Annotated in this window: 19 protein-coding genes; 11 read left to right on the top strand and 8 right to left on the bottom strand. The window is 73.0% G+C overall.

The features are described from left to right. Nucleotides 1–45 precede the first annotated feature (45 nt). The 4 genes from AB0O36_RS20220 to AB0O36_RS20235 form a co-directional block, all read right to left on the bottom strand. Entirely contained in the window at nucleotides 46–726 is a 681-nt protein-coding gene (locus AB0O36_RS20220; protein WP_365112038.1) for a response regulator transcription factor, read from the bottom strand. Continuing rightward, on the bottom strand, nucleotides 723–1835 hold the full coding sequence (locus tag AB0O36_RS20225; protein WP_365112221.1) for a histidine kinase: 1113 nt from the start codon (nucleotides 1833–1835) through the stop codon (nucleotides 723–725). Before AB0O36_RS20225 ends, AB0O36_RS20220 begins: the two co-directional genes overlap by 4 nt. Nucleotides 1836–1927: 92 nt before the next feature. Then, entirely contained in the window at nucleotides 1928–2617 is a 690-nt protein-coding gene (locus tag AB0O36_RS20230) for a glycerophosphodiester phosphodiesterase (protein ID WP_365112041.1), read from the bottom strand. A gap of 29 nt (nucleotides 2618–2646) precedes the next feature. Continuing rightward, a complete protein-coding gene (locus AB0O36_RS20235; RefSeq protein WP_365112044.1) occupies nucleotides 2647–3672 on the bottom strand; it encodes an adenosine deaminase in 1026 nt (341 codons plus the stop codon). 117 nt (nucleotides 3673–3789) lie between these two features. On the opposite strand from AB0O36_RS20235, the gene AB0O36_RS20240 reads away from it, so the two are divergent. Further along, nucleotides 3790–4494, top strand: a complete 705-nt coding sequence (locus tag AB0O36_RS20240) for a DUF4190 domain-containing protein (RefSeq protein WP_365112047.1) — start codon at nucleotides 3790–3792, stop codon at nucleotides 4492–4494. A 36-nt stretch (nucleotides 4495–4530) separates the two neighbouring features. Here the strand turns inward: AB0O36_RS20240 and AB0O36_RS20245 are convergent, their stop codons facing one another. Next, entirely contained in the window at nucleotides 4531–6117 is a 1587-nt protein-coding gene (locus AB0O36_RS20245) for a TROVE domain-containing protein (RefSeq protein WP_365112224.1), read from the bottom strand. Nucleotides 6118–6547: 430 nt separating this feature from the next. After that, nucleotides 6548–7108, bottom strand: coding sequence for an NADAR family protein (locus AB0O36_RS20250; RefSeq protein WP_365112050.1), 561 nt, complete (start codon nucleotides 7106–7108; stop codon nucleotides 6548–6550). A 174-nt stretch (nucleotides 7109–7282) separates the two neighbouring features. Between AB0O36_RS20250 and AB0O36_RS20255 the strand changes: the two genes are divergently transcribed. From AB0O36_RS20255 to AB0O36_RS20285, 7 genes are all read left to right on the top strand, one after another. Next, nucleotides 7283–8797 carry a gamma-aminobutyraldehyde dehydrogenase gene (locus tag AB0O36_RS20255; RefSeq protein WP_365112053.1) on the top strand — a complete coding sequence of 505 codons (1515 nt, stop codon included), beginning with the start codon at nucleotides 7283–7285 and terminating at the stop codon, nucleotides 8795–8797. Nucleotides 8798–8852: 55 nt separating this feature from the next. Further along, nucleotides 8853–10103 (top strand): spermidine/putrescine ABC transporter substrate-binding protein, encoded by a 1251-nt coding sequence (locus tag AB0O36_RS20260; protein WP_365112056.1) that lies wholly within the window; start codon nucleotides 8853–8855, stop codon nucleotides 10101–10103. A gap of 57 nt (nucleotides 10104–10160) precedes the next feature. Then, nucleotides 10161–11309: an ABC transporter ATP-binding protein gene (locus tag AB0O36_RS20265; protein WP_365112059.1), complete on the top strand. Its 1149-nt coding sequence runs from the start codon at nucleotides 10161–10163 to the stop codon at nucleotides 11307–11309. Further along, nucleotides 11306–12238, top strand: coding sequence for an ABC transporter permease (locus AB0O36_RS20270; RefSeq protein ID WP_365112062.1), 933 nt, complete (start codon nucleotides 11306–11308; stop codon nucleotides 12236–12238). Before AB0O36_RS20265 ends, AB0O36_RS20270 begins: the two co-directional genes overlap by 4 nt. After that, nucleotides 12238–13032 carry an ABC transporter permease gene (locus AB0O36_RS20275; protein WP_365112065.1) on the top strand — a complete coding sequence of 265 codons (795 nt, stop codon included), beginning with the start codon at nucleotides 12238–12240 and terminating at the stop codon, nucleotides 13030–13032. The genes AB0O36_RS20270 and AB0O36_RS20275 overlap by 1 nt, the downstream gene beginning before the upstream one ends. 47 nt (nucleotides 13033–13079) lie before the next feature. Then, nucleotides 13080–14495 carry an FAD-dependent oxidoreductase gene (locus AB0O36_RS20280; RefSeq protein ID WP_365112068.1) on the top strand — a complete coding sequence of 472 codons (1416 nt, stop codon included), beginning with the start codon at nucleotides 13080–13082 and terminating at the stop codon, nucleotides 14493–14495. A gap of 209 nt (nucleotides 14496–14704) precedes the next feature. Next, nucleotides 14705–15223: a hypothetical protein gene (locus tag AB0O36_RS20285; protein WP_365112071.1), complete on the top strand. Its 519-nt coding sequence runs from the start codon at nucleotides 14705–14707 to the stop codon at nucleotides 15221–15223. Here AB0O36_RS20285 and AB0O36_RS20290 read toward each other — a convergent pair. Both AB0O36_RS20290 and gabT read right to left on the bottom strand, forming a co-directional pair. Continuing rightward, entirely contained in the window at nucleotides 15211–15732 is a 522-nt protein-coding gene (locus AB0O36_RS20290; protein WP_365112074.1) for a phosphatase PAP2 family protein, read from the bottom strand. The genes AB0O36_RS20285 and AB0O36_RS20290 overlap by 13 nt on opposite strands. A 481-nt stretch (nucleotides 15733–16213) precedes the next feature. Beyond that, complete coding sequence (gene gabT, locus AB0O36_RS20295; RefSeq protein WP_365112077.1) at nucleotides 16214–17566, bottom strand: 4-aminobutyrate--2-oxoglutarate transaminase; 1353 nt, start codon at nucleotides 17564–17566, stop codon at nucleotides 16214–16216. A 449-nt stretch (nucleotides 17567–18015) separates the two neighbouring features. Between gabT and AB0O36_RS20300 the strand changes: the two genes are divergently transcribed. The 3 genes from AB0O36_RS20300 (at nucleotide 18016) to AB0O36_RS20310 (ending at nucleotide 24314) form a co-directional block, all read left to right on the top strand. After that, complete coding sequence (locus AB0O36_RS20300; RefSeq protein WP_365112080.1) at nucleotides 18016–20406, top strand: ATP/GTP-binding protein; 2391 nt, start codon at nucleotides 18016–18018, stop codon at nucleotides 20404–20406. A gap of 238 nt (nucleotides 20407–20644) precedes the next feature. Then, on the top strand, nucleotides 20645–22225 hold the full coding sequence (locus tag AB0O36_RS20305; RefSeq protein ID WP_365112083.1) for a PucR family transcriptional regulator: 1581 nt from the start codon (nucleotides 20645–20647) through the stop codon (nucleotides 22223–22225). A gap of 643 nt (nucleotides 22226–22868) precedes the next feature. Beyond that, nucleotides 22869–24314, top strand: a complete 1446-nt coding sequence (locus tag AB0O36_RS20310; protein ID WP_365112086.1) for an aldehyde dehydrogenase family protein — start codon at nucleotides 22869–22871, stop codon at nucleotides 24312–24314. The last annotated feature ends 28 nt before the right edge of the window (nucleotides 24315–24342 follow it).

The following is a 24342-nucleotide window of genomic DNA, read 5'->3' on the forward strand; positions in this document are numbered from 1 at the left end:
CGGTACGACAACTCACCGGCCAGAGGGAGGCGACACGCCGTCCACTCACTCCCCGGAGGGAGTACCCGCCGCGATCAGGCCCGTCTCGTACGCGCAGATCACCGCCTGGATCCGGTCTCGCAGCCCCAGCTTCGCCAGCACGTTCCCCACGTGCGACTTCACCGTGTGCTCGCTCACCACCAGCGCCGCGGCGATCTCCGCATTCGACAGCCCCCGTCCCAGGTGCAGCAGCGTCTCCCGCTCCCGCGCCGTCAGCACCTCAAGCCGGTCCGCGGCCGCCGGGGGAACGGCCGGCTGCCGGGCCGTCGCTGCCGTGTACTCCTCGATCAGCCGCCGCGCCACCGACGGCGCCAGCAGCGACTCGCCTGCCGCCACCACCCGCACCGCGTGCACCAGATCGTCCCGCCGCACGTCCTTCAGCAGGAAGCCGCTGGCCCCCGCGTGCAGCGCCTCGTACACGTACTCGTCGGCGTCGAAGGTCGTCAGCATCACGGTCCGGCAGGCGCTCTCCGCGCTGATCCGGCGGCACGCCTCGATCCCGTCCAGCTCAGGCATCCGGATGTCCAGCAGGGCCACGTCCGGCGCCAGTTCGCGGACCGCCGCCACCGCGGCGGCGCCGTCGCCGACCTCCGCCACGACCTCGATGTCCTTCTGCACGTCCAGGATCAGCGCGAAACCGCTGCGCACCAGCTCCTGGTCGTCGGCCACCACCACACGGATCGTCATCCGGCCACCCCCTGCGGCGAGGTTACAAGCCGGACGCCCAGCCGGAAGCCGCGGCCTCCGTCCCCCGCCCCCGACCAGGCGGTCCCGCCGTGGGCCGCGGCCCGCTCCCGGACCCCGATCAGCCCGTGCCCGCCCGAACTCCTGTCGGCACCCCCACCGGCAGTCCCGCCGGGCCCCCGCCCGTCGTCCGTCACCGTGACGGTCAGGTCGCCTTCCCCGTTCCCGCCCCCGTAGTCCAGCCGGACCGTCACCCGGGTCGCGTCCGCGTGCTTGACCACGTTGGTCAGCCCTTCCTGCACCACCCGGTACACAGTCGCCTCCACCGTCCCCGGCAGCGGGCGCTCCGCACCGCACCGCTCGTACGCCACCTCCAGACCGCCCCTCCGCACCCGGTCCAGCAGTGCGGGCAGCCCGGCGATGCCCGGCTGCGGCTCGCGCGGCGCCGGGCCGTCCTCACGCAGCACCCCGAGCATGGTGCGCAGTTGGGCCATGGCCTCCCGCCCCGTCTCGGCGATGGCGTCGAAGGCGGCCTCGGCCCGTTCCGGAGCCCGCCGCACCGCCACCGGTCCTGCCTCCGCCTGGACGATCATGATGCTCACCGCGTGCGAGAGGATGTCGTGCATCTCCCGCGCGATGCGGGCCCGTTCGCGGGCAGCCGCCTGCTGTGCCTCGATCCGGTTGGCCCGCTCCAGCTGGGCCGCCCGGTCCTCCACGGCTGCCGTGTACGCCTGCCGGGTGTACTGCAGCCGCCCCAGGGCGTAGGCGGCCGTGGCGCAGAACCCGGTGAAGAACAGCTCGCGGGCCGTCCCGGTGTTCAGCCCCACCGACACGGCCAGCACCACCCCCGTCCCGGCGCCCACCCCCGCCCGCACCAGGCCGGTGCACCGCAGCGCCACCGTGTAGAAGGCGATCAGCCCGGCGTACGGCAGCGGCTGCCCCGGCCCGTCGACGTACAGCCGGTACGCTCCGCCGATGGCCAGGATCAGCACCAGTGCGAGGACCGGCGCCCGGCTCCGCCACACCAGCGGCACCACTCCGAGCGTGGTGAACGCGTACGTGCTCCAGGTCGCCGGTGGCACCTCCGGCTCCCTCGGCAGTACGAAGGGCATGGTGACGGCGAGCTGCACCAGCAGGGTCAGCGCCAGGTCCACCAGCCGGGGGTCCGCCCGGCGCACCCGGTCCTGCAGGGTCCGTATCCCGGTCACCGGCCGGACCGGGCCCTGACCTCGGCCAGCAGTCCGGGCCGGTTGGTGGTGATCGAGTCGACGCCGGCCGCGATGAGCCCGCGCATCGCCCACCGGGTGTCCGCGGTCCAGGCCGACACCTTCAGCCCGTCCGCGTGCAGGGCGTCCGTCAGTTCCCGGCCCACCAGCGCGAAGCGGTAGTTGAGCCAGGCCGGCCGTACCGCGTCGAGCAGCACCCGGCGCGGCGGGCTGAGCGTGGTCCAGGTCAGGGCGATCTCCGCGGCGGGATCGGCGGCGCGGACGGCGAGCATCGTGTTCGGCCCCGCGCAGTAGTACGTCCGGTCCCCGGCGCCGCACTCGCGCACCACGTCCACCACCTTCCGCACGTCCTCCCCGGAGGCGCCCGGCAGGTCGAGCATGAGCCGGCCCGGGCCGGCGGCGAGCAGGGTGTCGTGCAGGGTCGGCACCCCGCCGCCGGTGAGTTCGCGCAGCTGCGCGGCGGTCATCGTGCCCAGCAGGACGTCCGCCCGCCACAGCCGGGCCAGGGAGGCGTCGTGCAGCAGCACCGGGACGCCGTCCCGGGTCAGCCTTACGTCGACCTCGACGGCGTCCGCTCCGCGCGCGAACGCGGAGCGGACCGAGTCGAGGGTGTTCTCACGGAACCGGTAGGGATCGCCGCGGTGGCCGACGGCCGTCAGGGTGTGCATGATCCCATTGTCGGCACCGGGTCAACGGGTCAGCGGGTGAGCCACGCCTCGGTGTACGTGTCGATCTCCGCGATCAGCGCCGCCTTGCCGGCCGGGTCGAGGAAGGACGCCTCGACGGCGTTCTTCGCGAGGGCCGCCAGGCCGCGCTCGTCCAGCTCCAGCAGCCGGGCCGCGACCGCGTACTCGTTGTTCAGGTCGGTGCCGAACATCGGCGGGTCGTCGCTGTTGATCGTGACCGGCACGCCCGCCTCGACCATCTCCTTCACCGGGTGCCGGTCCAGGTCGGTGACGGCGCGGGTGGCGATGTTGGAGGTCGGGCAGACCTCCAGCGCGATCCGGTGCTCGGCCAGGTACTTCAGCAGGGCGGGGTCCCGGGTGGCGCTGGTGCCGTGGCCGATGCGCTCGGCGCCCAGCTCGTTGATCGCGTCCCAGATGGTCTCCGGGCCGGTGGTCTCGCCCGCGTGCGGGACGCTGTGCAGTCCGGCCGCCCGGGCCCGGTCGAAGTACGGCTTGAACTGCGGGCGCGGCACGCCGATCTCGGGACCGCCCAGGCCGAAGGAGACCAGGCCCTCGGGGCGCAGGTCGACGGCGAGCCGCGCGGTCTCGGCGGCGGCCTCCAACCCGGCCTCGCCGGGGATGTCGAAGCACCAGCGCAGGATCACGCCGAGTTCGGCCTCGGCGGCCTTGCGGGCGTCCTCGATGGCGGCCATGAAGGCCCGCTCCTCGATGCCGCGGCGGGTGGAGGAGTAGGGCGTGATGGTGAGTTCGGCGTAACGGATGTTCTGCCGGGCCATGTCACGGGCGACCTCGTAGGTCAGCAGCCGTACGTCCTCGGGGGTGCGGACCAGGTCCACCACCGACAGGTAGACGTCGATGAAGTGCGCGAAGTCGGTGAAGGTGAAGTAGTCGGCCAGCGCCTCGGGGTCGGTGGGGACCTTGGAGTCGGGGTGCCGGGCGGCGAGCTCCGCCACGATGCGGGGGGAGGCGGAACCGACGTGGTGGACGTGGAGTTCGGCCTTGGGCAGCCCCTCGATGAAGGGGAGCAGCTCGGTCATGACGGGCCTCTCGGGTGCGGGCGGCGGGGCCGGACGGGCAAAGGCTCATCGTAGGCGGACCGGGGGCGCTGTCGGCGGCAGCCCGTAGCATGGCCGGGTACCAGAGGGGGGATCCACATGACCGGTCAGAGCCCTGAGTCCAGGGACCCGTGGGCGCCGCCGGAGCAGCCCGCGGGCGGCGGGGGCGCTCCGCAGGGCGGTCCGGGCGGCGCGCCCGGCACGCCCTCGGTCCACGACCAGCCGACGATCATCGGCATGCCCGGAGCGGACGGGCTCCCGCCGGTCGAGGGCCGGCAGCCCGCCGCCGGGCCGGTCCCCGGGTCCGGAGCACCGCAGCAGGCCGGCGCGCCGTACGGGTACCCGCCCGCGGGCGCAGGAAGTTACGGCTACCCGAGCCACACGGGCGGGCAGCCCGCCCAGCCGGCGCAGACCGTGTACCCGGGATATCCGGGCCACCCGGGGTATCCCGGACAGGCCGGTTACCCGCCGTACGGCTCCCAGATGAGGAACGGCTTCGGGATCACCGCGCTGGTGCTCGGCATCATCTCCGCGGTGCTGTTCTGCATGAGCTTCGTCGCCGTGGCCATCGGCATCGCGGCGGTCATCTTCGGTGTGCTGGGACGGGGCCGGGTCACCCGGGGCGAGGCGGACAACGGGGGAGTGGCGCTGGCCGGCATCATCCTCGGCGCCGTCGGGATCGTCATCGGCGGCGTGCTGGCCACCTTCATCGTGATCACCGCGGTGAAGGACGCGCAGGACGACGACGGCTACGACTACACGCCGCCGCCCGCCTCGACCTCCCGGGTGCTGCACCGCACCTGAGCCGTTCGCGGCCCGCGGACGGGGCGCGTACGCCGCTCAGTCCGTCCAGGGCCAGTCGGCGGACCGGCCGGCCTCGATGAGCGGGACCATCCGGAACGCGGCGTCGGCCAGACCGCCGAAGGTGTACCGGCGGCGTCCCGAACGGCCGTGGGCCGGCAGGTACCCCGCCAGGTTCCAGGTGTAGACCGGAACGTCCGCCGGGACCGGCTCGGCCACGCCGCGCGGGTGGTCCGGTGCGGCCTGCTCGTCGGTGACGATCAGGACCCGGTCGTGGCCCCGGTAGTGGGTGCGGACGGCCTTCGTGGTGTACGTGCCGCCCAGACTGCGGAACCGTTTCAGCACCTGGAGCACCGGTTCCCCGGCCCGGAACGGCACCTCCGCGCTGCTCCAGCCGAACTCCACCAGGTCCGCCTGCTCGGCACGCATCGCCAGCGCGGTGCCGAACACGGCCGCGGCGTCGGCCCGGGTCAGCCGGGACCGGTCGGACAGGGTGTCCCAGAACATCGAATCGGACCGGTCCACCAGGACCAGGGTCCGGCCGGGCAGGGCCGGGACGTTGGCGAGCGCGTGGCCCAGGGCCCGTTCCAGCGGCTCCGCCCAGCGCGGTGACGGCGCGTGCCGGTGGGCGGCGAGGTACCGGAAGGGGAACTGCCGGGAGCGGGCCACCTCTGCGGGGTCGGCGAGCCGGGCGGCGACCCCCGCCGCCACCTCGTCCGACACGCCCGCCCCGTCGAAGTTCCGCAGGTTCCGCAGCAGTGCCATGGGCCCCATCGAGGGGATCACCGCCTCCCACACGGCCGCGTCCACGGGCCCCTGGAGCCATCCGGCCAGTGCCTCCCAGGTCATCCCGGCCCCGGCCAGCCGCTCCGGTCCGTCCGCCCCGGTCACCACGGCCCGCCGTTCGTCCGGCGGCAGGTCCAGCAGCGCCCGGTGCGCGGTCAGGAGCCGGTCGGAAGCCGGCGGGACCGCCCGTTCCGGCCGGTGGCGGCGGTCCAGGGCGTACCGGAACAGCCCGCCCTGCCAGGGTTTGGCCGGGTCGGGCGAGGCGTGCACCAGGTTCAGCACGTCCCCGAAACGGAACTCCTTCGAGACGGCGTCGTACTTGAGCAGCGACCGGGAGGAGTACAGCCGCCGCACGGCGTCGGCGACGCCCCGCTTCACGGGCTGGGGCACCTTCCGCCCGTACCGGGAGATCCAGTGGGCGAGCAGCTCGCCGGGCTCGTCGGCGCGCAGGAGCACCGAGTCGATCACGGACCGGTTCGACGGACCGTCGCTCGCCCCCGCGTCGAGGCGGGCCCGGACGAACGCGGCCGCACCGGTGAGGGACGCCGTGCGCACCTGGGCCTCACCGCGGAGCCAGCGCAGCAGACCGGCGGTCCACACCGGGTCCTCGACGGCGAGCCGGCCGACCAGGCGGACGTACCGGTCGTCGCGGTCCCCGCCGTCCTCGTAGAAGGTCTGCTGCCCGGCGAAGTTGGCCACGGCCAGCAGGAAGAGCTCCTCCCGGGGCTCCCGGGCGAAGCCCGGGCCGCGTGCGTGGGTCAACAGACCCGGCGGGCGGTGGTGGGCCGTCGGGACGGGCAGGGTGCGCGCGGCCGCCGCGATGTGCGGGGACACGAGCATCTCGGACCAGATCTTGGACACGCGCTGCGCGGAGCGAGGCAGTGAATCCCCCCGGGACCCATGGAAACGGAACACGGAAAGCCGTCGGCCGGCGGGCTGCGCACGGGCAGGACCGGAGGGCGGAGCCGGGAAGATCAACCCGGGATGGTGACCCCGGGATGGTGACCCCGGGATGGTGACCCCGGGATGGTGACCCCGGGATGGTGACCCCGGGAGGGCGGCCCCGGCGCCCCGGACGGCGGCATGAAGCGCCCGCACCCCCCGAGATCAGAAGAGGCGGCGGCGTCACTTGGTCGTGCTTTTCGGAAGGAAGTAGCCGCCACCGGGCGCACCGGGAGGTGCGGTCGCGCCGTCACCCTAGGCAGGCACCGGAACCGCCCGCCAGCCATTTACGCGCCGCCGGCCTTGCCCGCCCCGCCCGCCGTCCCCGTCAGACCAGGCCCTCGCCCGAGCGCAGCCGGTCCCGTGCCTCCATCAGCGCGAAGCCCAGCAGGTTCAGCCCGCTCCAGCGGGCCGGGTCCAGCGCACGCTGGTCGTCGGCGCCCAGTCCGATGCCCCAGATCCGGTCCAGCGGGCTCGCCTCGACCAGCACCCGCTCACCGGTGCCCAGCAGGTATCCGGTCAGCTCGGGCGAGGAAGCGAACTTGTGCACGCTGCCCTCGACCACGATCGCGAACCGCTCCCGCTCCCAGACCGCGTCGTCGAAGCCGCGCACCAGCCGGCCCGCCTTCTTGGCCTCTGCGGGGGTGGGCGAGGACAGCACCGCGCGTTCCGCTTCGGCGTCGCCGAACAACCGCGCCTTCCCGGCCATCATCCAGTGCTCCGCCGTCGCGTACTCGACGTCACCCACCGTGAAGGGCGAAGGCCACCACTGGCTGAGACAGCTCGGGCCGAGCGATCCGTCCGGTCGCGGGCGGTGCCCCCAGAAGGGCAGATACTTGACCCGTTCACCCCGGCTGACCTGCCCGATCAGCGCCTCGATCATCTCCATGCACGCCAGTCTGGCAGCCGCCACTGACACTTCGTACGGGATTTGCGGCCTGTCTCGACACATGGTCGACCGATTCCGTCGCGTAATCAAAAGGCAACAACGGAATCACTTGGCGGAGTCGAACGGCTCTGTCAGGATCGGCCTTCAATTCGAGCTGGAGCTACGGAGAGCGTGATGGGCAACCGCTTCCAGATCAAGGACCGCTTCGCAGAGGGCGCGCAGTACATCGACGGCCGACTGCGGCCCGGTACCTCCGGACGGTCACACACCGTCGTCAATCCCGCAACCGGGGAGGGCGTCCTCGACTACGAGCTGGCGGGCACCGCCGACGTGGACCTGGCCGTCGCGGCCGCCAAGCGGGCCTTCCCCGCCTGGGCCGCGGCCACTCCCGGGGAGCGTTCCGACGCCCTGCACCGGCTGGCGGCGGTCCTCGCCGAGCAGGCCGAGGACTTCGCGTACGCCGAGTCCGTGCAGTGCGGCAAGCCGCTCAAGCTCTCCACGGAGTTCGACGTGCCGGGCACGATCGACAACACCGCGTTCTTCGCCGGCGCCGCCCGGCACCTCCAGGGCCAGGCCGCCGGCGAGTACTCCGGCGACCACACCTCCTACGTACGGCGCGAGCCGATCGGCGTCATCGGCTCCATCGCCCCCTGGAACTACCCCCTCCAGATGGCCGCCTGGAAGATCCTCCCGGCCGTCGCCGCGGGCAACACCATCGTGCTCAAGCCCGCCGAGCTCACCCCGCTCACCTCGCTGATGTTCGCCCGGGCGGCCACGGAGGCGGGCATTCCCGACGGTGTGATCAACATCGTCACCGGGGCCGGACGGGACGCCGGGGAGCACCTGGTGGGCCACCCGGACGTGGTGATGACCTCCTTCACCGGCTCCACCGCCGTCGGCAAGCGGGTCGCGGAGATCGCCACCACCACCGTCAAGCGGCTCCACCTGGAGCTCGGCGGCAAGGCCCCCTTCCTGGTCTTCGACGACGCCGACGTGGAGGCCGCCGCGCACGGCGCGGTCGCCGCCTCCCTGATCAACACCGGCCAGGACTGCACCGCCGCCACCCGCGCCTACGTCCAGCGCCCGCTGTACGACGCCTTCACCGCCAGGGTGGCCGAGCTGATGGACACCGTCCGCCTGGGCGACCCCTTCGCCCCCGGCACCGACCTCGGCCCGCTGGTCTCCCACGCCCAGCGCGACCGGGTGGCCGGCTTCGTCGAGCGGGCCCGGACGTACGCCACCGTGGTCACCGGCGGGGAGATCCCCGGCGGCGAGCTGGCCGACGGCGCGTACTACCGCCCCACCCTGATCGCGGACGCGCCGCAGGACAGCGAGGTGGTGCAGGCGGAGATCTTCGGCCCGGTGCTCGCGGTGCTGCCCTTCGACACCGACGACGAGGGCATCGCCCTGGCCAACGACACCCCCTACGGCCTCGCCGCCTCCGCCTGGAGCCGCGACGTCTACCGGGCCGGCCGCGCCACCCGCGAGCTCAAGGCCGGCTGCGTCTGGGTCAACGACCACATCCCGATCATCAGCGAGATGCCGCACGGCGGATACAAGGCCAGCGGCTTCGGCAAGGACATGTCCTCCTATTCGTTCGAGGAGTACACGCAGATCAAGCACGTGATGTACGACAACACCGCGGTGGCGGCCAAGGACTGGCACCGCACGATCTTCGGGGACCGATAGCACCCTCCTCACCGCCCGACCAGCGGTGGCACACCTCCCGAAAGGCCATCAGCGCATGGAGCAGTACGAGCCCGACCGCCTCTCGGCGGCGCAACTCGCCGCGATGCGGCGCAGTCTGACGAGCGGACGCGGCGCCCTCACCCGCCGCTCGCTGCTGCGCGCCTCCGGAGTCGGGGCGCTCACCCTCGGCGGCCTGGCCGCCCTGACCTCGTGCGGGATCCCGCCCGCCAAGCGGGAGGGCCCGGGCGCGCAGGCCTCCGAGGACCACTCGGACCGGGAGAAGGAGCTCAACTTCTCCAACTGGACCGAGTACATGGACATCAGCGAGGACGAGAAGACCCGCCCCACCCTCGCCGAGTTCACCAAGCGCACCGGGATCAAGGTCAAGTACACCGAGGACATCAACGACAACGTCGAGTTCTTCGGGAAGATCAGGCCGCAGCTCGCGGCCGGCCAGGACACCGGCCGCGACCTGATCGTGGTCACCGACTGGCTGGCCTCGCGCATGATCCGGCTCGGCTGGGCGCAGAAGCTCGACGCCGCCCACCTCCCGCACGCCTTCGCGAACCTGTCCCCGCAGTTCCGCAGCCCCGACTGGGACCCGGGCCGCGTCTACAGCTACCCGTGGACCGGCATCTCCACCGTCATCGCCTACAACACCAAGGCGACCGGCGGGAGGAAGGTCGACTCGGTCACCCAGCTCCTGGACGACCCCTCCCTCAAGGGGCGGGTCGGCTTCCTCACCGAGATGCGCGACACGGTCGGCATGACCCTCCTCGACATGGGCAAGGACCCGGGCAGCTTCACCACCGCCGACTACGACGCCGCCATCGGCCGGCTCCAGAAGGGCGTCGACAAGAAGCAGATACGCCGCTTCACCGGCAACGACTACACCTCCGACCTGGACAAGGGCGACATCGCCGCCTGTCTGGCCTGGGCCGGCGACATCATCCAGCTGCAGGCCGACAACCCCGACATCCAGTACGCGATCCCGGCCGCCGGCTACATCACCTCCAGCGACAACCTGCTGGTCCCGGCCAAGGCCCGGCACAAGGCCAACGCCGAGAAGCTCATCGACCACTACTACGAGCTCCCGGTCGCCGCACAGCTGGCCGCGTACATCAGCTACGTCTGCCCCGTCGAGGGGGTCAAGGACGAGCTCGCCAAGATCGACCCCGCGCTCGCGGACAACACCCTGATCGTCCCGGACAAGGCCATGGCCGCGAAGTCGCACGCCTTCCGCTCCCTGACCGCCGAGGAAGAGACGGCGTACGAGGAGAAGTTCACCAAGCTCATCGGCGCCTGACGGGCCTGCCGGCCCCCGCCCCCTCCCGCCCACCACAGACACCCGGGACCGCGACCCATGACTGACACGACCACCGGCGGCGACGTCCGCCTCAGCGGGATCAGCAAGCACTACGGCTCCTTCACCGCCGTGCACCCGCTCGACCTCACCATCCCCCAGGGCTCGTTCTTCGCCCTGCTCGGCGCCTCCGGCTGCGGCAAGACCACCACCCTGCGCATGATCGCCGGCCTGGAGGACCCCTCCACCGGCACGGTCAGCCTCGGCGACCGCGAGGTCACCCACCTGCCGCCGTACAAGCGCCCGGTGAACACGGTCTTCCAGAGCTACGCGCTCTTCCCCCACATGGACATCTTCGAGAACATCGCGTTCGGCCTGCGCCGCCGCGGCATCAAGTCGGTCGCCAAGCAGGTCGACGAGATGATCGACCTGGTCCAGCTCGGCGAGCACGCCCGCAAGAAGCCGCACCAGCTCTCCGGCGGCCAGCAGCAGCGCGTCGCCGTCGCCCGCGCCCTCATCAACCACCCCCAGGTCCTCCTCCTCGACGAGCCCCTCGGCGCCCTCGACCTCAAGCTGCGCCGCCAGATGCAGCTGGAGCTCAAGCGGATCCAGACCGAGGTCGGCATCACCTTCGTGCACGTCACCCACGACCAGGAGGAGGCCATGACCATGGCCGACACGGTCGCGGTCATGAACGGCGGCCGGGTCGAGCAGCTGGGCGCCCCCGCCGAGCTCTACGAGAACCCGGGCACCACCTTCGTGGCGAACTTCCTCGGCACCTCCAACCTCATCCAGGCCTCCGTGGAGTCCGCCGGCGAGGAGGTCGTCGTCTCCGCGGGCGGTACGAAGCTGCGGCTGCCCGGCGCACGGTGTTCCACCACCCCGCGCTCCGGCGGCGCACTCCTGATCGGCGTACGCCCCGAGAAGATCTCCCTGGTCCCGGCGGCCGACGAGGACACCATCGCCGCGGGCCGCAACAAGGTGGCCGGAAAGATAGCCGACTCCTCCTTCATCGGCGTCTCCACCCAGTTCGTGATCGACAGCCCGGTCTGCCCGGAACTGGAGGTGTACGTGCAGAACATCGAGCGCGACGCCCGGCTGGTCCCCGGCGCCGACGTGATCCTGCACTGGAACCCGGAGCACACCTTCGGACTGGACGCCTCGCAAGACATCGACGCCGGCGTCGAGACGGTCGAGGAGGGCGCATGACCGCCACCGCCGAGGCGCCGCCGCAGGCGCCCCCCGCCGCGGAGCCCCCGGTCCACAAGCCCTCCGCCCGCAAGCGCCTGGTCCCGTACTGGCTGCTGCTCCCCGGCATCCTGTGGCTGCTGGTCTTCTTCGTCCTCCCGATGGTCTACCAGGCCTCGACCTCCGTGCAGACGGGCTCGCTGGAGGAGGGCTTCCGGGTCACCTGGCACTTCCAGACCTACTGGGACGCCTTCACCGAGTACTACCCGCAGTTCCTGCGCTCCCTGCTCTACGCCGGCACGGCCACCGTGCTCTGCCTGCTGCTCGGCTACCCGCTTGCCTACCTGATCGCCTTCCGGGCGGGCCGCTGGCGCAACCTGCTGCTGATCCTGGTCATCGCGCCGTTCTTCACCAGCTTCCTGATCCGCACCCTGGCCTGGAAGACGATCCTCGCCGACAGCGGCCCGGTGGTGGGCGTGCTCAACAGCCTGCACGTCCTGGACGTCACCAGCTGGCTCGGCATGACCCAGGGCGACCGGGTCCTGGCCACACCGCTCGCGGTGGTCTGCGGCCTGACGTACAACTTCCTGCCCTTCATGATCCTGCCGCTGTACACCTCGCTGGAGCGCATCGACACCCGGCTCCACGAGGCCGCCGGAGACCTCTACGCCGCACCACTGACGACCTTCCGGAAGGTCACCTTCCCGCTGTCCATGCCGGGCGTGGTCTCCGGAACCCTGCTCACCTTCATCCCGGCGAGCGGCGACTACGTCAACGCGGAACTGCTCGGCTCCACCGACACCCGCATGATCGGCAACGTCATCCAGTCGCAGTACCTGCGGATCCTCGACTACCCGACGGCGGCCGCGCTGTCGTTCATTCTCATGGCCATCGTGCTGATCATGGTCACCATCTACATCCGCCGAGCGGGGACGGAGGACCTGGTCTGATGCAGTGGCTCCGACGGAATCTCGTCGTCATCGCAGGTCTGGGCACCCTCGCCTACCTGATCCTGCCGAACGTCGTCGTGACGGTGTTCTCCTTCAACAACCCCTCCGGGCGCTTCAACTACGCCTGGCAGGAGTTCTCGCTGGACGCCTGGAAGGACCCCTGCGGGGTCGCCGACCTGTGCGGCTCCCTCGCGCTCTCGCTCCAGATCGCCCTCTGGGCCACCATCGGCGCGACCGTCCTGGGCTCGATGATCGCCTTCGCCCTCGTCCGCTACCGCTTCAAGGCGCGCGGCGCGGTCAACTCGCTGATCTTCCTGCCGATGGCCATGCCGGAGATCGTGATGGCCGCCTCGCTGCTCGCGCTCTTCCTCAACATGGGCATCGAGCTGGGCTTCCGGACGATCCTGATCGCCCACGTCATGTTCTGCCTCAGCTTCGTCGTCGCCGCCGTCAAGGCGCGCGTCCTGTCGATGGACCCCCGGCTGGAGGAAGCCGCCCGCGACCTCTACGCGGGACCGGTGCAGACCTTCCTGCGGGTCACCCTCCCGATCGCCGCCCCCGGCATCGCGGCCGGTGCGCTGCTGTCCTTCGCGCTGTCCTTCGACGACTTCATCATCACCAACTTCAACTCGGGCAGCACCGTCACCTTCCCCATGTTCGTGTGGGGATCGGCCCAGCGCGGTACGCCCGTCCAGATCAACGTCATCGGCACGGCGATGTTCGCCATCGCCGTCCTGGTGGTCCTCGCCGGCCAGCTGGCGAGCAGCCGCCGGAAGAAGATGCAGCTCAAGTAACACACCACGCACCACGCATCACGTAACTCTGTAGGGAGTTGGAAGCCATGGCCCCAGTCGCCATGCGAAGTGTCACACGATCCCTTTCCGACGCACTGCCGGTCTCGTACTGGCTGGACGACCCCGGCAAGCCGGCCGCGCAGCCCGCCCTCACCAGCGACGAGAGCTGCGACCTGCTGGTGATCGGCGCCGGCTACAGCGGCCTGTGGACCGCGCTGCTCGCCAAGGAGCGCGACCCCGCCCGGGACGTCGTACTGATCGAGAGCAAGGAGGCGGGCTGGGCCGCCTCCGGCCGGAACGGCGGCTTCTGCGCGGCCTCCCTCACCCACGGCTTCGCCAACGGCCTCGCCCGCTGGCCCGGCGAACTGGCGAAGCTGGAGGAGCTGGGCGCCCGCAACCTCGACGGGATCGAGGAGGCGGTCGCCCGCTACGGCATCGACTGCGACTTCGAGCGCACCGGCGAGATCGACGTGGCCACCGAACCCCACCAGGTCCAGGAGCTGCGCGAACTCCAGGAGGAGGCCGAGCGCCTCGGTTTCGGCGGAGCGGTCTTCCTCGACCGGGACGCCGTACGCGCCGAGGTCGACTCGCCCACCTTCCTCGGCGGTCTGTGGGACCGCGACGGCGTGGCCATGCTCCACCCGGCCAAGCTGGCCTGGGGCCTGAAGCAGGCGTGCCTGGGCCTGGGGGTGCGGATCTACGAGAACACCCGGGGGCTGTCGCTGACCTCCTCCGGCGCGGGGATGGCCGTACGGACCCCCTACGGCCGGGTCTTCGCCCGCCGGGTCGCGCTCGGCACGAACATCTTCCCCTCGCTGGTCCGGCGGATCCGCCCGTTCACGGTCCCGGTGTACGACTACGCGCTGATGACCGAGCCGCTCACCGAGGAGCAGCTGGCCGCCATCGGCTGGAAGAACCGGCAGGGCCTGGGCGACAGCGCCAACCAGTTCCACTACTTCCGGATCACCCCGGACAACCGGATCCTGTGGGGCGGCTACGACGCGATCTACCCCTACAAGGGGAAGCTCGACTCCGAGTACGACCACCGCCCGGAGACCTACCTCAAGCTGGCGCAGCACTTCTTCACCTGCTTCCCCCAGCTCGACGGGCTCCGGTTCAGCCATGCCTGGGGCGGCGCCATCGACACCTGCTCGCGCTTCTCCGCCTTCTTCGGCACCGCGCACTCCGGGCGGGTCGCCTACGCGGCCGGCTACACCGGGCTCGGCGTGGGCGCGACCCGTTTCGGCGGGGACGTGATGCTGGACCTGCTGGACGGCGAGCGCACCGAGCGCACCGAACTGCAGATGGTGAAGTCCAAGCCGATGCCGTTCCCGCCGGAGCCGATCGCCTGGACCGGCATCGCCCTCACCAAGTGGTCCCTGGCCCGCGCGGACGCGCGGGGCGGGCGGCGCAACCTGTGGCTGAAGACGATGGACAAGTTCGGCCTGGGCTTCGACAGCTAGGGAGTTCCGAGCCCCCTGACGCACGGGGCGGTCCCGGAGGCCTGAGGGCGGGCGGTCCGCGCGCCCCCGGCGCACTCCGCGGGCCGCCCCGTGCGCGTTTTCACCTCCACGGGTGTGCCGGACCCGCGTCATCCCCGGGCGCCGGCCCGCTCTCTCCCCGTGACAGCCCTCGTTCCGGAGGGCCCTCACGGGGAAACGGAGGCCGGGCCATGCGGAGCTCGGAGTACCAGGAGTCCGGCAAGCACGAGCAGTTCGGCAAGCACGAGGAATCCGGGAAGTGCGGGGAGTCCCGGACGGCGGTGGAGTGGCTGGCCTCGGCGGCGCCGGACCCCGAGACCTGCCGGTGGGAGTGGGAGCGCAACCCGTACGGCATCGCGCTGCTGCCCGCCGGACGGCGCTGGGACGTGCTGATCCTCCCGCGGCGGCTCGGCCAGGCCACCTTCGAGGTGCTGGGCCTGCTGCTGGACCGGCCCGGCCCGGTGCTCGCCGACTTCGGCGACGCGCGGCTGGGCTTCTTCGTGCCCGCGGGCACCGCCTCGCGCTGGCTGGGCACGGGCGTACGGGGAGCCGGGCGCGGCACCTGGATCGTGGTCCCGCACCCGGGCCGGGCCCTCGGCGGGACCCGCTGGCTGGTGGTCCCGGACGGGCGGGGCACCCTGACCGATCCGGCGGTCCTGGAACTGGCGATGCACGAGGCGGCGGCCCGCGTGGCGGGTCAGCCCGGGTGACGCATGCCCCGCGCGGCGGCGACCCCCGCCAGCAGCGGCGTACAGAGCAGTACGGCGCCCAGCACGTCCAGCGGCCAGTGGAAGCCGCGCAGCAGCAGGCCCACGGCCGTCGCCGCGGTGAGCAGCAGCGCGGCGGCCGCCGGCCAGCGGCGGCGGGCGTACGGGGAGACCAGCAGGGCGGCGCCGGCGTACGCGACCAGGGCGGTGGCGGTGTGGCCGGAGGGGAAGTAGCCCGCGGCCCAGGGCTCCAGCGGCCCCGGCCGGGCGGTCCAGTCCTTCAGCGGCACGATCAGCGCGGGGACCAGCGCCATCGCCAGGCCCGCGGCGGCCACCGCGCGGCGGCGCGCCCCGCGCCACAGCGCGTACGCCATGGCCGCGAGCAGGACCGGTACGGCGACCGGGACGTTGCCGAGGTCGGCGAGGGGTTCGGTGACCGCGTCCGGGACGGTCCGCACCAGGGACCTGCTGATGGCCTCGTCGGGGGCGAGGAGCGGGCCTCCGGTGATCACCTGCCAGGTGACCAGGGCCAGCCCGGCGAGGGGGAGGACGCAGAGAAGGAGGAGAAGGAGGGGGGTGGCCGGCCGTCCCGGAACAGGGGGGATGGTTCCGGGACGGCCGCCCGGATCGGTTCGGCGCGCGCCCCGGGGGGTTTGGGGCGGGCGGTCGTCCGATCTCCGAGGAGTGATGTGCTGCGCGAACGCATGTCCGGTGCGGCGCTGGGGAAGCCCGGTTCCGGGGTCGCCCGCGGTTTCCCGCGGACGGGGTGTCTCACTCATCTGCAGAAACCGTACGGCAGCCGAAGGGGGACCGACAGCAGGATCGCGTTCCTGCCATCGGCCCCCCACACCTTCTTCACAACGCCCGACCGTTACCGCGGGTACCGGTCGAGCACGGTGTCGGCCGTCCGATCGGATGTCCGACGGACGGCCGCTCGGACGGCGGCTCCGACGGCCGCCGTGACGGCAGTCCGGACGTGCGTCCGGAGCCGGATCAGACCGTGTCGGTGGCGCCGATGCCCGCGAACGCGGCCTCGATCAGGTCCAGGCCCTCGTTCAGCAGGTCCTCGCCGATGACGATCGGGGGGAGGAAGCGGAGCACGTTGCCGTAGGTGCCACAGGTGAGGACGAGCAGGCCCTCGGCGTGGCAGGCCTTGGCGAGCGCGCCGGCCGCCTCCGGGTTCGGGGTCTTGGACGCGGGGTCCTTGACCAGCTCGATGGCGATCATGGCGCCGCGGCCGCGGATGTCGCCGATGATGTCGTACTTCTCCTGCATCGCGGAGAGGCGGGACTTCATGATCGACTCGATCTTCTTCGCCTTGGCGTTGAGGTCGAGCTCCTTCATGGTCTCGATGGAGCCGAGCGCACCGGCGCAGGCGACCGGGTTGCCACCGTAGGTGCCGCCCAGGCCACCCGCGTGGGCGGCGTCCATGATCTCGGCGCGGCCGGTCACGGCGGCGAGCGGCAGACCGCCCGCGATGCCCTTGGCGGTGGTGATCAGGTCCGGGACGATGCCCTCGTCCTCGCAGGCGAACCACTGGCCGGTGCGGCAGAAGCCGGACTGGATCTCGTCCGCGACGAAGACGATGCCGTTCTCGTTGGCGAACTTCACGATCTCCGGCAGGAAGCCCTTGGCCGGCTCGATGAAGCCGCCCTCGCCGAGCACCGGCTCGATGATGATCGCGGCGACGTTCTCCGCACCGATCTGCTTGCTGATCTGGTCGATCGCCTGCTTGGCGGCCTCGGGGCCGCAGTTCTCCGCACCGGTGGGCCAGCGGTAGCCGTAGGCGACCGGCACGCGGTAGACCTCGGGGGCGAACGGACCGAAGCCGTGCTTGTACGGCATGTTCTTCGCGGTCAGCGCCATGGTCAGGTTGGTGCGGCCGTGGTAGCCGTGGTCGAAGACGACGACGGCCTGGCGCTTGGTGTACGAACGGGCGATCTTGACGGCGTTCTCGACGGCCTCGGCGCCGGAGTTGAACAGCGCCGACTTCTTCGCGTGGGTGCCCGGGGTCAGCTCGGCGAGCGCCTCACAGACCTCCACGTAGCCCTCGTACGGCGTCACCATGAAACAGGTGTGGGTGAAGTTCTCCAGCTGCGCGGTGGCGCGGCGCACGACGGCCTCGGCGGAGGCGCCGACCGAGGTCACGGCGATGCCGGAACCGAAGTCGATCAGGCGGTTGCCGTCGACGTCCTCGATGATGCCGCCGTCCACGCGGGCCGTGAACACGGGCAGCACGGAGCCCACGCCGCCGGCGACCGTCGACAGCCGGCGGGCCTGAAGCTCCTGCGACTTGGGGCCGGGGATCGCGGTGACGAGCTTGCGCTCCTGCGGGACAGAGGTCATAGGGGGCTCCTGGAGTGTTTCGGACGCACTTGTGTCTTTGATCCGCAGGCTAGGCCCGGGGGAGGGCCTCAGGCATGCTCCGTTCGGTAGTGGTGCCCGCGTGTCCTTGTCCGTGACGGCCATACGGGGTGTCTTGTGGTCGGGGCCCGGATACGGCAGCCGCGACGCGGGCGGGCACTAGATTGAGCGGCGCAGCACCGGGACTTGGCAGGGGGCAGGGGTTCATGGAGACGGACGGTACGTACGGCGGCCACACGGGGAACGGGGGCAGCGGGGGCGACGCCGGCACCGGGGGGAGCACCGGCGACCCGGCATCGGACGCGGCACGTCCCGCGGAGACGCCCCGACCGGTCGGCCTCCCGCCGGCGCGACAGCCGAAGACCCCCGCGCGGGACTTCGCCGCGCCACCCGTTCCGGCCGCGCCGCCGGCCGTACCGCCAGGAGCACCGATGGCCGCCGCGCCGCAGGCCGCCGTCCCGCCGCCCCCCGACCGCTTCGCGCCCCCGGCGCCCGCCGCCCCGCCGACCACCGTCCCGCCGCCCGCCGGCCCGCCCACCGCGCCCCCGCCGCCCGCGCGCCGCCCCGACGGGCGGACCTCCTTCACCGACTGGCTGCGGACGCCCCGGCGTTCGGACGGTCCCGGCGTCTGGGCCTACGGGCACGTGCCCCGGCCCGACACCGCACCCGACGAGGCACCCGCCCGGACCATGCTCTCGGGCGCGGTCATCTCCCTGCTCGCGTGCGTGCTGGTCTGGTCCCTGCTGCGCCGCGGCTACATCCCGTACTGGACCGTCCCGGTGAAGCTCTTCACCCCGGCCGACTGGTGGGACCGGCTGGGCGGCGGCCCGGTCGCCGGCACCGGCGGCGACGCGGCCCTGGCCATCTACGAACTGCTCCTCGTGGCCGGCCTGCTGTACGGCTTCGGCAAGCTCGGCGCCTGGCCGGAGACATGGCGGAGGCTGGCCGCCCCCCGGACCGGAGTGCGGGTGGCCCTGGCCGCGGCCGGAGCGCTGCTCACCGTCGCCCTGGTGGCCGAGAACGCCCTGCCCCTCGGCCGCGTCGTCTACGCCCTGCTCCCCTACGACCACGAGCACAACGACCCCGCCACGCTCGCCGCCAACGCCGAGATGGTCGACACGGCCGACCTGCTGATCCGGCTGGCCGTGCTGATCCCCTTCGGGTGGCTCGCCCTCGGCCGCTCCGTGCGCCGCCGCCCCGCAACCGCCGCGGACGGCGGGGCGGCAGCGGTCGCGCCCGCCCCCGGCGGACCCGAGGACCCGGCCGACTGGCCGGAACTGCGGGCCGCCGGGCTGCCCGAGGCCGCCGACCGGCTGCGCGCCGAGGCCGCCGACGGACGGATGAACGACGTGGACGCCGCCCGGATCCGGCGCGCCTGGGACACGGTCACCGCGGACCCCGGCCGCCGTACCGTCTTCACCGACGCCGTGCGGAGCCGCGGCGCCGGAGCCTGCGTCCACCCCTCCGGGGCCCGGGACCTGCCCGTCCGGACCGCCCGGCACGACCTGCTGGCCCGCCAGGTCCGCCTCGGCACGGTCACCGACCTGGACCGCAACCCCTACCCGCGGCGCGGCACCGGGCTGGCCCTCGACCCCACCGTGCTGGGCACCTCGATGGTCGCCGTCGGACCCTCCGGGGCCGGGAAGACCCGCCGACTGGTCCGGCCGGTCGTCGAGTCCCTCTCCCTCCAGGCCCTGGCCGGCCGGGCCGCCGTCGTCGCCGTCTGCCCGGCCGGCACCCCCCTCGGCCCCGACGAGGCGTACGACGTGGTGATCCGGATCGGCGACCCGGCCACCGTGCACGACCTCGACCTCTACGGCGGCACCACCGACCCGGACGAGGCCGCCGGCCTGCTCGCCGAGGCCCTGGCCGGAGACCAGCCCGGCACCGACGTACGCCGCGCCGCCACCGCCCTGGCCCAGCTGCTCGGCCCGTTCCGCACGGCGTACGGGCGCTTCCCCGGCGTCCCGGAACTCCGCGAGCTCGTCGACCGGGCCCCCGCCGCCGAGGAACGGCTGCGCGCCGCCCTGGAGACCGCCGGAGCGCACACCATGCTCCGCGAGCTCGACGCCCGCACCCGGCAGCACGGCACCCCCGGCGACCCCGGCCCGCTCCTGTCCGGCCGGATCGCCCTGCTGGACCGGCCCGCCTTCCAGGGCTTCTTCGACACCACCGGCCGGCAGGGGCGCCCCTTCTCCCTGCGGACCCTGGAACACCCCGTCCGGGTCCGCGTCGAGCTGCCCGAACGCGGGCACGCCGACGCCTCCCGGATGCTGGCCCGGCTGCTGCTGGCCCAGTTCACCGCCGGCGCCACCGCCCGCACCGACCGCTCGCTGTTCGCCTTCCTCGCCCTCGACGACGCCACCCACACCCTCACCCCGGAGACCGTGCGCGGCCTCCAGCGGCTTCGCTCCGCCAACGCCGGCGTGCTGCTCGCCCTGCGCACCCTGGACGACGTACCGGAGGCGCTGCGTGCGCCGCTGCTCGGCGTCGTCGGCTGCCGGGCCGCGTTCGCCGGCGTCACCACCTGGGACGGACAGCGCTTCGCGGAGGCATGGGGCACCGAATGGGTGGAGACCCGGACGGTCACCCACCGCACGGTCTACGCCGACCAGCCGCTCACCCGGATGGTCAACTCCTTCCGCAAGCTGGTCACCGGCAAGGCCGTCACGACCGATGCGGTCACCGTCCGGCAGGAGGAGCGGGAGCGCTGGTCCGCCTCCGACCTGGCGCACGCGGTGCCGGCCGGGCACGCCGTGCTCTCGGTGACCTCGGTGGGCGGGGAACGCTCCGCACCGCTGCTGGTGGACCTGGACGGCTGACCGGCCGGCCGGACGGGCCCCGCGGACGGCGCGCCGGCGGGGTTCCGTCCACTCCGTGGAACCGGCTGTACAGACCCGTACGGGGTGGCAGAATCGAAGCGAGCCGTTCGTACACCACGGCGAAATCCCCGCGATGCCCGAGATCCCCACGATCCCCGTTGTCCCCGGGACCCTCACGATCCCCGGGATCCTCCGAGAAGTCCCCGCCGCCGTTCCACGAAAGCCGTGACCGAAGCCGATGCCGCTCACCCTCGCCTCGCTCGTCCAGCACTCGGCGCTCAAGCTCAGCGTCCGCGCGGGGGAAGGACGTCTCGACACCCCCGTGCGCTGGGCGCACGTCAGTGAGCTCGCCGACCCCGTGCCCTACATGGAGGGCGGCGAGCTGCTCCTGATCACCGCGATGAAGCTGGACGCGGACGACCCGGAGGAGATGCGGCGGTACGTGCGCCGGCTCGCGGCCGCCGGCGTCGTCGGCATCGGCTTCGCCGTCGGCGTGAACTACGAGGCCGTCCCCGAGGCACTGGTGGCGGCCGCGCAGGCCGAGGACATGCCGCTGCTCGAGGTCCCGCGGCGCACCCCCTTCCTCGCCATCAGCAAGGCCGTCTCGGCGGCCCTGGCCGCCGACCAGTACCGGGCCGTGACCGCCGGCTTCGAGGCGCAGCGGGAACTGACCCGGGCCGCGCTCTCCGCCGAGGGCCCCGCCGAACTGCTGGCCAGGCTGGCCGCGCACGTCCAGGGCTGGGCCGCGCTCTACGACGCCTCCGGCACGGTGGTCGCCGCCGCACCGGAATGGGCGGCGCGCCGGGCCGCCCGGCTCACCGCCGACGTGGAGCGGCTGCGGGAACGGCCCGCGCCCGCCAGCGCCGTCGTCGGCGGCGCCGAGGACCGCGTGGAACTCCAGTCCCTGGGCACCGGCCGGCGGGCCAGGGGCGCGCTGGCCGTGGGCACCGAGGCCCCGCTGGGCACCGCCGAGCGGTACGCCGTGCACTCCGCGGTCGCCCTGCTGACCCTCACCACCGAACGCTCCCGCTCGCTGCACGATGCGGAGACCCGGCTGGGCTCGGCCGTGCTGCGCATGCTGCTCGCCGGGGAGGCCGAGCACGCCCGCTCGGTGGCCGGGGACCTGTACGGGGCCCTGCTCGAAGCACCGTTCCGGCTGGTGATCGCCGAGCCGGCGCTGTCCGGCACGGCCCAGCCGGAAGGGCTGGCCGTCCTCACCGACGCGGTCGAGGCGGCGGCCGGCCGCAACGGGGAGGCGCTCCTGGTGGTCCCCGAGCAGGGCCGGCTGGTGATCCTGGCCGCCGACGGCGGCGCGGCCGTACAGGCCGTGGCCGACCACGCCGAGGCGCTGGAGTCGCGCCGGGGCCGCGACGCGACCGGGCCCGAGCCCGACGAACTCGTCGTCGGCCTGTCCGCGCCGGCCGGGCCGGCCACCGCCGCGGTGGCGTTCAAGCAGGCCGACCAGGCGCTGGCGGTGGCCCGCCGCCGGGGCCGCCCGCTGGTGGAGCACGAGGACCTGGCGGCCGGCTCGGTCCTGCCGCTGCTCGCCGACGACGCCGTACGGGCCTTCGCCGAGGGCACGCTGCGGGCCCTGCGGGAGCACGACGCGACCGGGCGCGGCGATCTGGTCGCCTCGCTGCAGGCGTGGCTGTCGCGGCACGGGCAGTGGGATGCGGCGGCGGCCGATCTGGGGGTGCACCGGCACACCCTCCGGTACCGGATGCGGCGGGTCGAGGAGATCCTCGGCCGCTCCCTGGACGACCCGGACGTCCGCATGGAGCTGTGGCTGGCCCTCAAGGCCACCGCGCCCCCGGCGTAGCCGACGCAGCGTGCCTTGGCCCCGGGCTTGGCCCCGGGCTTGGCCTTGGCCCCGGCCCCGGGCTTGGCCTTGGCCCCGGCCTTGGCCCTGGCCTGACTCCCGGCCTGGCCGCGGCCTCTGGCCTGGCCCCCGGCCCCCGGCCCGGCCCCGACCCTGGCTCCGGCTCCGGCCTGGCCGCTGCGCGGCCGTTTTCCCCTCCCCGCCCTTTCCCGAAACCGGGGCCCAGCCCCGGACCCCCTTCTTCGCCTGCGTGCCGGGGGTGGGCCGGTCGCGCAGTTCTCCGCGCCCCTGGCGGGGGCGCGGCCGGAGCCGCCCCCGCTGGGGGCAGGCGTTCCGCAGGGCGGAACGGGTGGGCACACCGGATCCCCGCCCCGCCGGTTGAGCGGGGTCCGGGGCGGAGCCCCGGTTTCGGGAAGGGGTGGGGAGGGGCATCGCTCCGCGCAGCGGACCGCCGCTGACCTGCGGCGATCGCAGGGAGCACGGCCGCTCCGCGGCAAGACACTGCCAAACCGGCGAAGCGCAGCGCAAAGGTTCTCCACTGCGGACAAGCCACAGATCGGGCGCGCCGTCCTACCTTGAAGGGGACAGGCAGCGCCCTGCGCCGCACACCGCACACCGCACTCCACGAAGGGCCGGGATTCGCATGACTTCCACCCACGCCTTCTGGCTCGCCGGCCGCCAGGCCACCGGCGAGGACAGCTTCGACGTCCACAACCCGTGGGACGGCCGTCTCGTCGGCACCGTCAGCGTGCCCACCGACGCCCAGGTCGAAGAGGCCGTGGCCGCGGCGTACGCCGTGACGGCGGAGTTCTCCGCGACCCCGGCCCACGTCCGGGCCGCCGCCCTCGACCACGTGTCGAAGCGGCTCGTGGAGCGCACCGAGGAGATCGCCCAGCTGATCTCCGCCGAGAACGGCAAGCCCATCAAGTGGGCCCGCGGTGAGGTCGGCCGTGCGGTGTCCGTCTTCCGCTTCGCCGCCGAAGAGGCCCGCCGCTTCAACGGCGGAGACGCCCAGCGCCTCGACACCGACGCCGGTGGCGTCGGCCGTCTCGCCCTGACCCGCCGCTTCGTCAAGGGTCCGGTCCTCGGCATCGCCCCGTTCAACTTCCCGCTGAACCTGTGCGCGCACAAGGTCGCCCCGGCCATCGCCGTCGGCGCCCCGATCATCCTGAAGCCGGCCCCGGCCACCCCGCTGTCCGGTCTGATCCTCGGCGAGCTGCTCGCCGAGACCGACCTGCCGGCCGGTTCCTGGTCCGTGCTGCCCGTCGCCAACGACAAGATGCCGGCCCTGGTCAAGGACGACCGCCTGCCCGTCATCTCCTTCACCGGTTCCGACACGGTCGGCTACGCCATCCAGCAGTCGGTGCCCCACAAGCACTGCACCCTGGAGCTCGGCGGCAACGCCGCGGCCGTGGTCCTCGACGACTGGTCCTCCGACGCCGACCTCGACTGGGCCGCCACCCGCATCGCCACCTTCTCCAACTACCAGGCCGGCCAGTCCTGCATCTCGGTGCAGCGCGTCATCGCCGACGCCTCGGTCTACGACCGCCTGGTCGAGAAGGTCGTCGCCAAGGTCCAGGCCCAGGTCACCGGCGACCCCGCGGACGACGCCACCGACGTCGGCCCGCTGGTCTCCGAGGCCGCCGCCCAGCGCGTCGAGTCCTGGGTGGACGAGGCCGTCTCGGCCGGCGCCAAGCTGCTCACCGGCGGCAAGCGCGAGGGTGCCTCGTACGAGCCCACCGTGCTCGCCGACATCCCCGACGGCGTCACCCTCGCCTGCGAGGAGGTCTTCGGCCCGGTCCTGACCCTCCACAAGGTGGAGAACACCGACGAGGCGTTCGCCAAGGTCAACGACTCCAAGTTCGGCCTGCAGACCGGTGTCTTCACCCGCAACGTCCAGACCGCGTTCCGCGCGCACCGCGAGCTCGAGGTCGGCGGCGTCATCATCGGCGACGCCCCCTCCTACCGCGCCGACCAGATGCCGTACGGCGGCGTCAAGCAGTCCGGTGTGGGCCGCGAGGGCGTCCGCTACGCGATGGACGACTACACGTACGAGCGGGTCCTGGTCCTGACCGGCCTCGACATCTGATCTCGTACGGCCTACAAGCCGACGGCCG

The organism is Streptomyces sp. NPDC089799, from assembly GCF_040684755.1.
Taxonomy (GTDB): domain Bacteria; phylum Actinomycetota; class Actinomycetes; order Streptomycetales; family Streptomycetaceae; genus Streptomyces.

Bases quoted from the DNA above. Each gene is read 5' to 3' on its own strand.
- AB0O36_RS20220 (WP_365112038.1), bottom strand. From the start codon at position 726: ATGACGATCCGTGTGGTGGTGGCCGACGACCAGGAGCTGGTGCGCAGC.
- AB0O36_RS20225 (WP_365112221.1), bottom strand. From the start codon at position 1,835: ATGCCCTTCGTACTGCCGAGGGAGCCGGAGGTGCCACCGGCGACCTGG.
- AB0O36_RS20230 (WP_365112041.1), bottom strand. From the start codon at position 2,617: ATGCACACCCTGACGGCCGTCGGCCACCGCGGCGATCCCTACCGGTTC.
- AB0O36_RS20235 (WP_365112044.1), bottom strand. From the start codon at position 3,672: ATGACCGAGCTGCTCCCCTTCATCGAGGGGCTGCCCAAGGCCGAACTC.
- AB0O36_RS20240 (WP_365112047.1), top strand. From the start codon at position 3,790: ATGACCGGTCAGAGCCCTGAGTCCAGGGACCCGTGGGCGCCGCCGGAG.
- AB0O36_RS20245 (WP_365112224.1), bottom strand. From the start codon at position 6,117: ATGCTCGTGTCCCCGCACATCGCGGCGGCCGCGCGCACCCTGCCCGTC.
- AB0O36_RS20250 (WP_365112050.1), bottom strand. From the start codon at position 7,108: ATGGAGATGATCGAGGCGCTGATCGGGCAGGTCAGCCGGGGTGAACGG.
- AB0O36_RS20255 (WP_365112053.1), top strand. From the start codon at position 7,283: ATGGGCAACCGCTTCCAGATCAAGGACCGCTTCGCAGAGGGCGCGCAG.
- AB0O36_RS20260 (WP_365112056.1), top strand. From the start codon at position 8,853: ATGGAGCAGTACGAGCCCGACCGCCTCTCGGCGGCGCAACTCGCCGCG.
- AB0O36_RS20265 (WP_365112059.1), top strand. From the start codon at position 10,161: ATGACTGACACGACCACCGGCGGCGACGTCCGCCTCAGCGGGATCAGC.
- AB0O36_RS20270 (WP_365112062.1), top strand. From the start codon at position 11,306: ATGACCGCCACCGCCGAGGCGCCGCCGCAGGCGCCCCCCGCCGCGGAG.
- AB0O36_RS20275 (WP_365112065.1), top strand. From the start codon at position 12,238: ATGCAGTGGCTCCGACGGAATCTCGTCGTCATCGCAGGTCTGGGCACC.
- AB0O36_RS20280 (WP_365112068.1), top strand. From the start codon at position 13,080: ATGGCCCCAGTCGCCATGCGAAGTGTCACACGATCCCTTTCCGACGCA.
- AB0O36_RS20285 (WP_365112071.1), top strand. From the start codon at position 14,705: ATGCGGAGCTCGGAGTACCAGGAGTCCGGCAAGCACGAGCAGTTCGGC.
- gabT (WP_365112077.1), bottom strand. From the start codon at position 17,566: ATGACCTCTGTCCCGCAGGAGCGCAAGCTCGTCACCGCGATCCCCGGC.
- AB0O36_RS20300 (WP_365112080.1), top strand. From the start codon at position 18,016: ATGGCCGCCGCGCCGCAGGCCGCCGTCCCGCCGCCCCCCGACCGCTTC.
- AB0O36_RS20305 (WP_365112083.1), top strand. From the start codon at position 20,645: ATGCCGCTCACCCTCGCCTCGCTCGTCCAGCACTCGGCGCTCAAGCTC.
- AB0O36_RS20310 (WP_365112086.1), top strand. From the start codon at position 22,869: ATGACTTCCACCCACGCCTTCTGGCTCGCCGGCCGCCAGGCCACCGGC.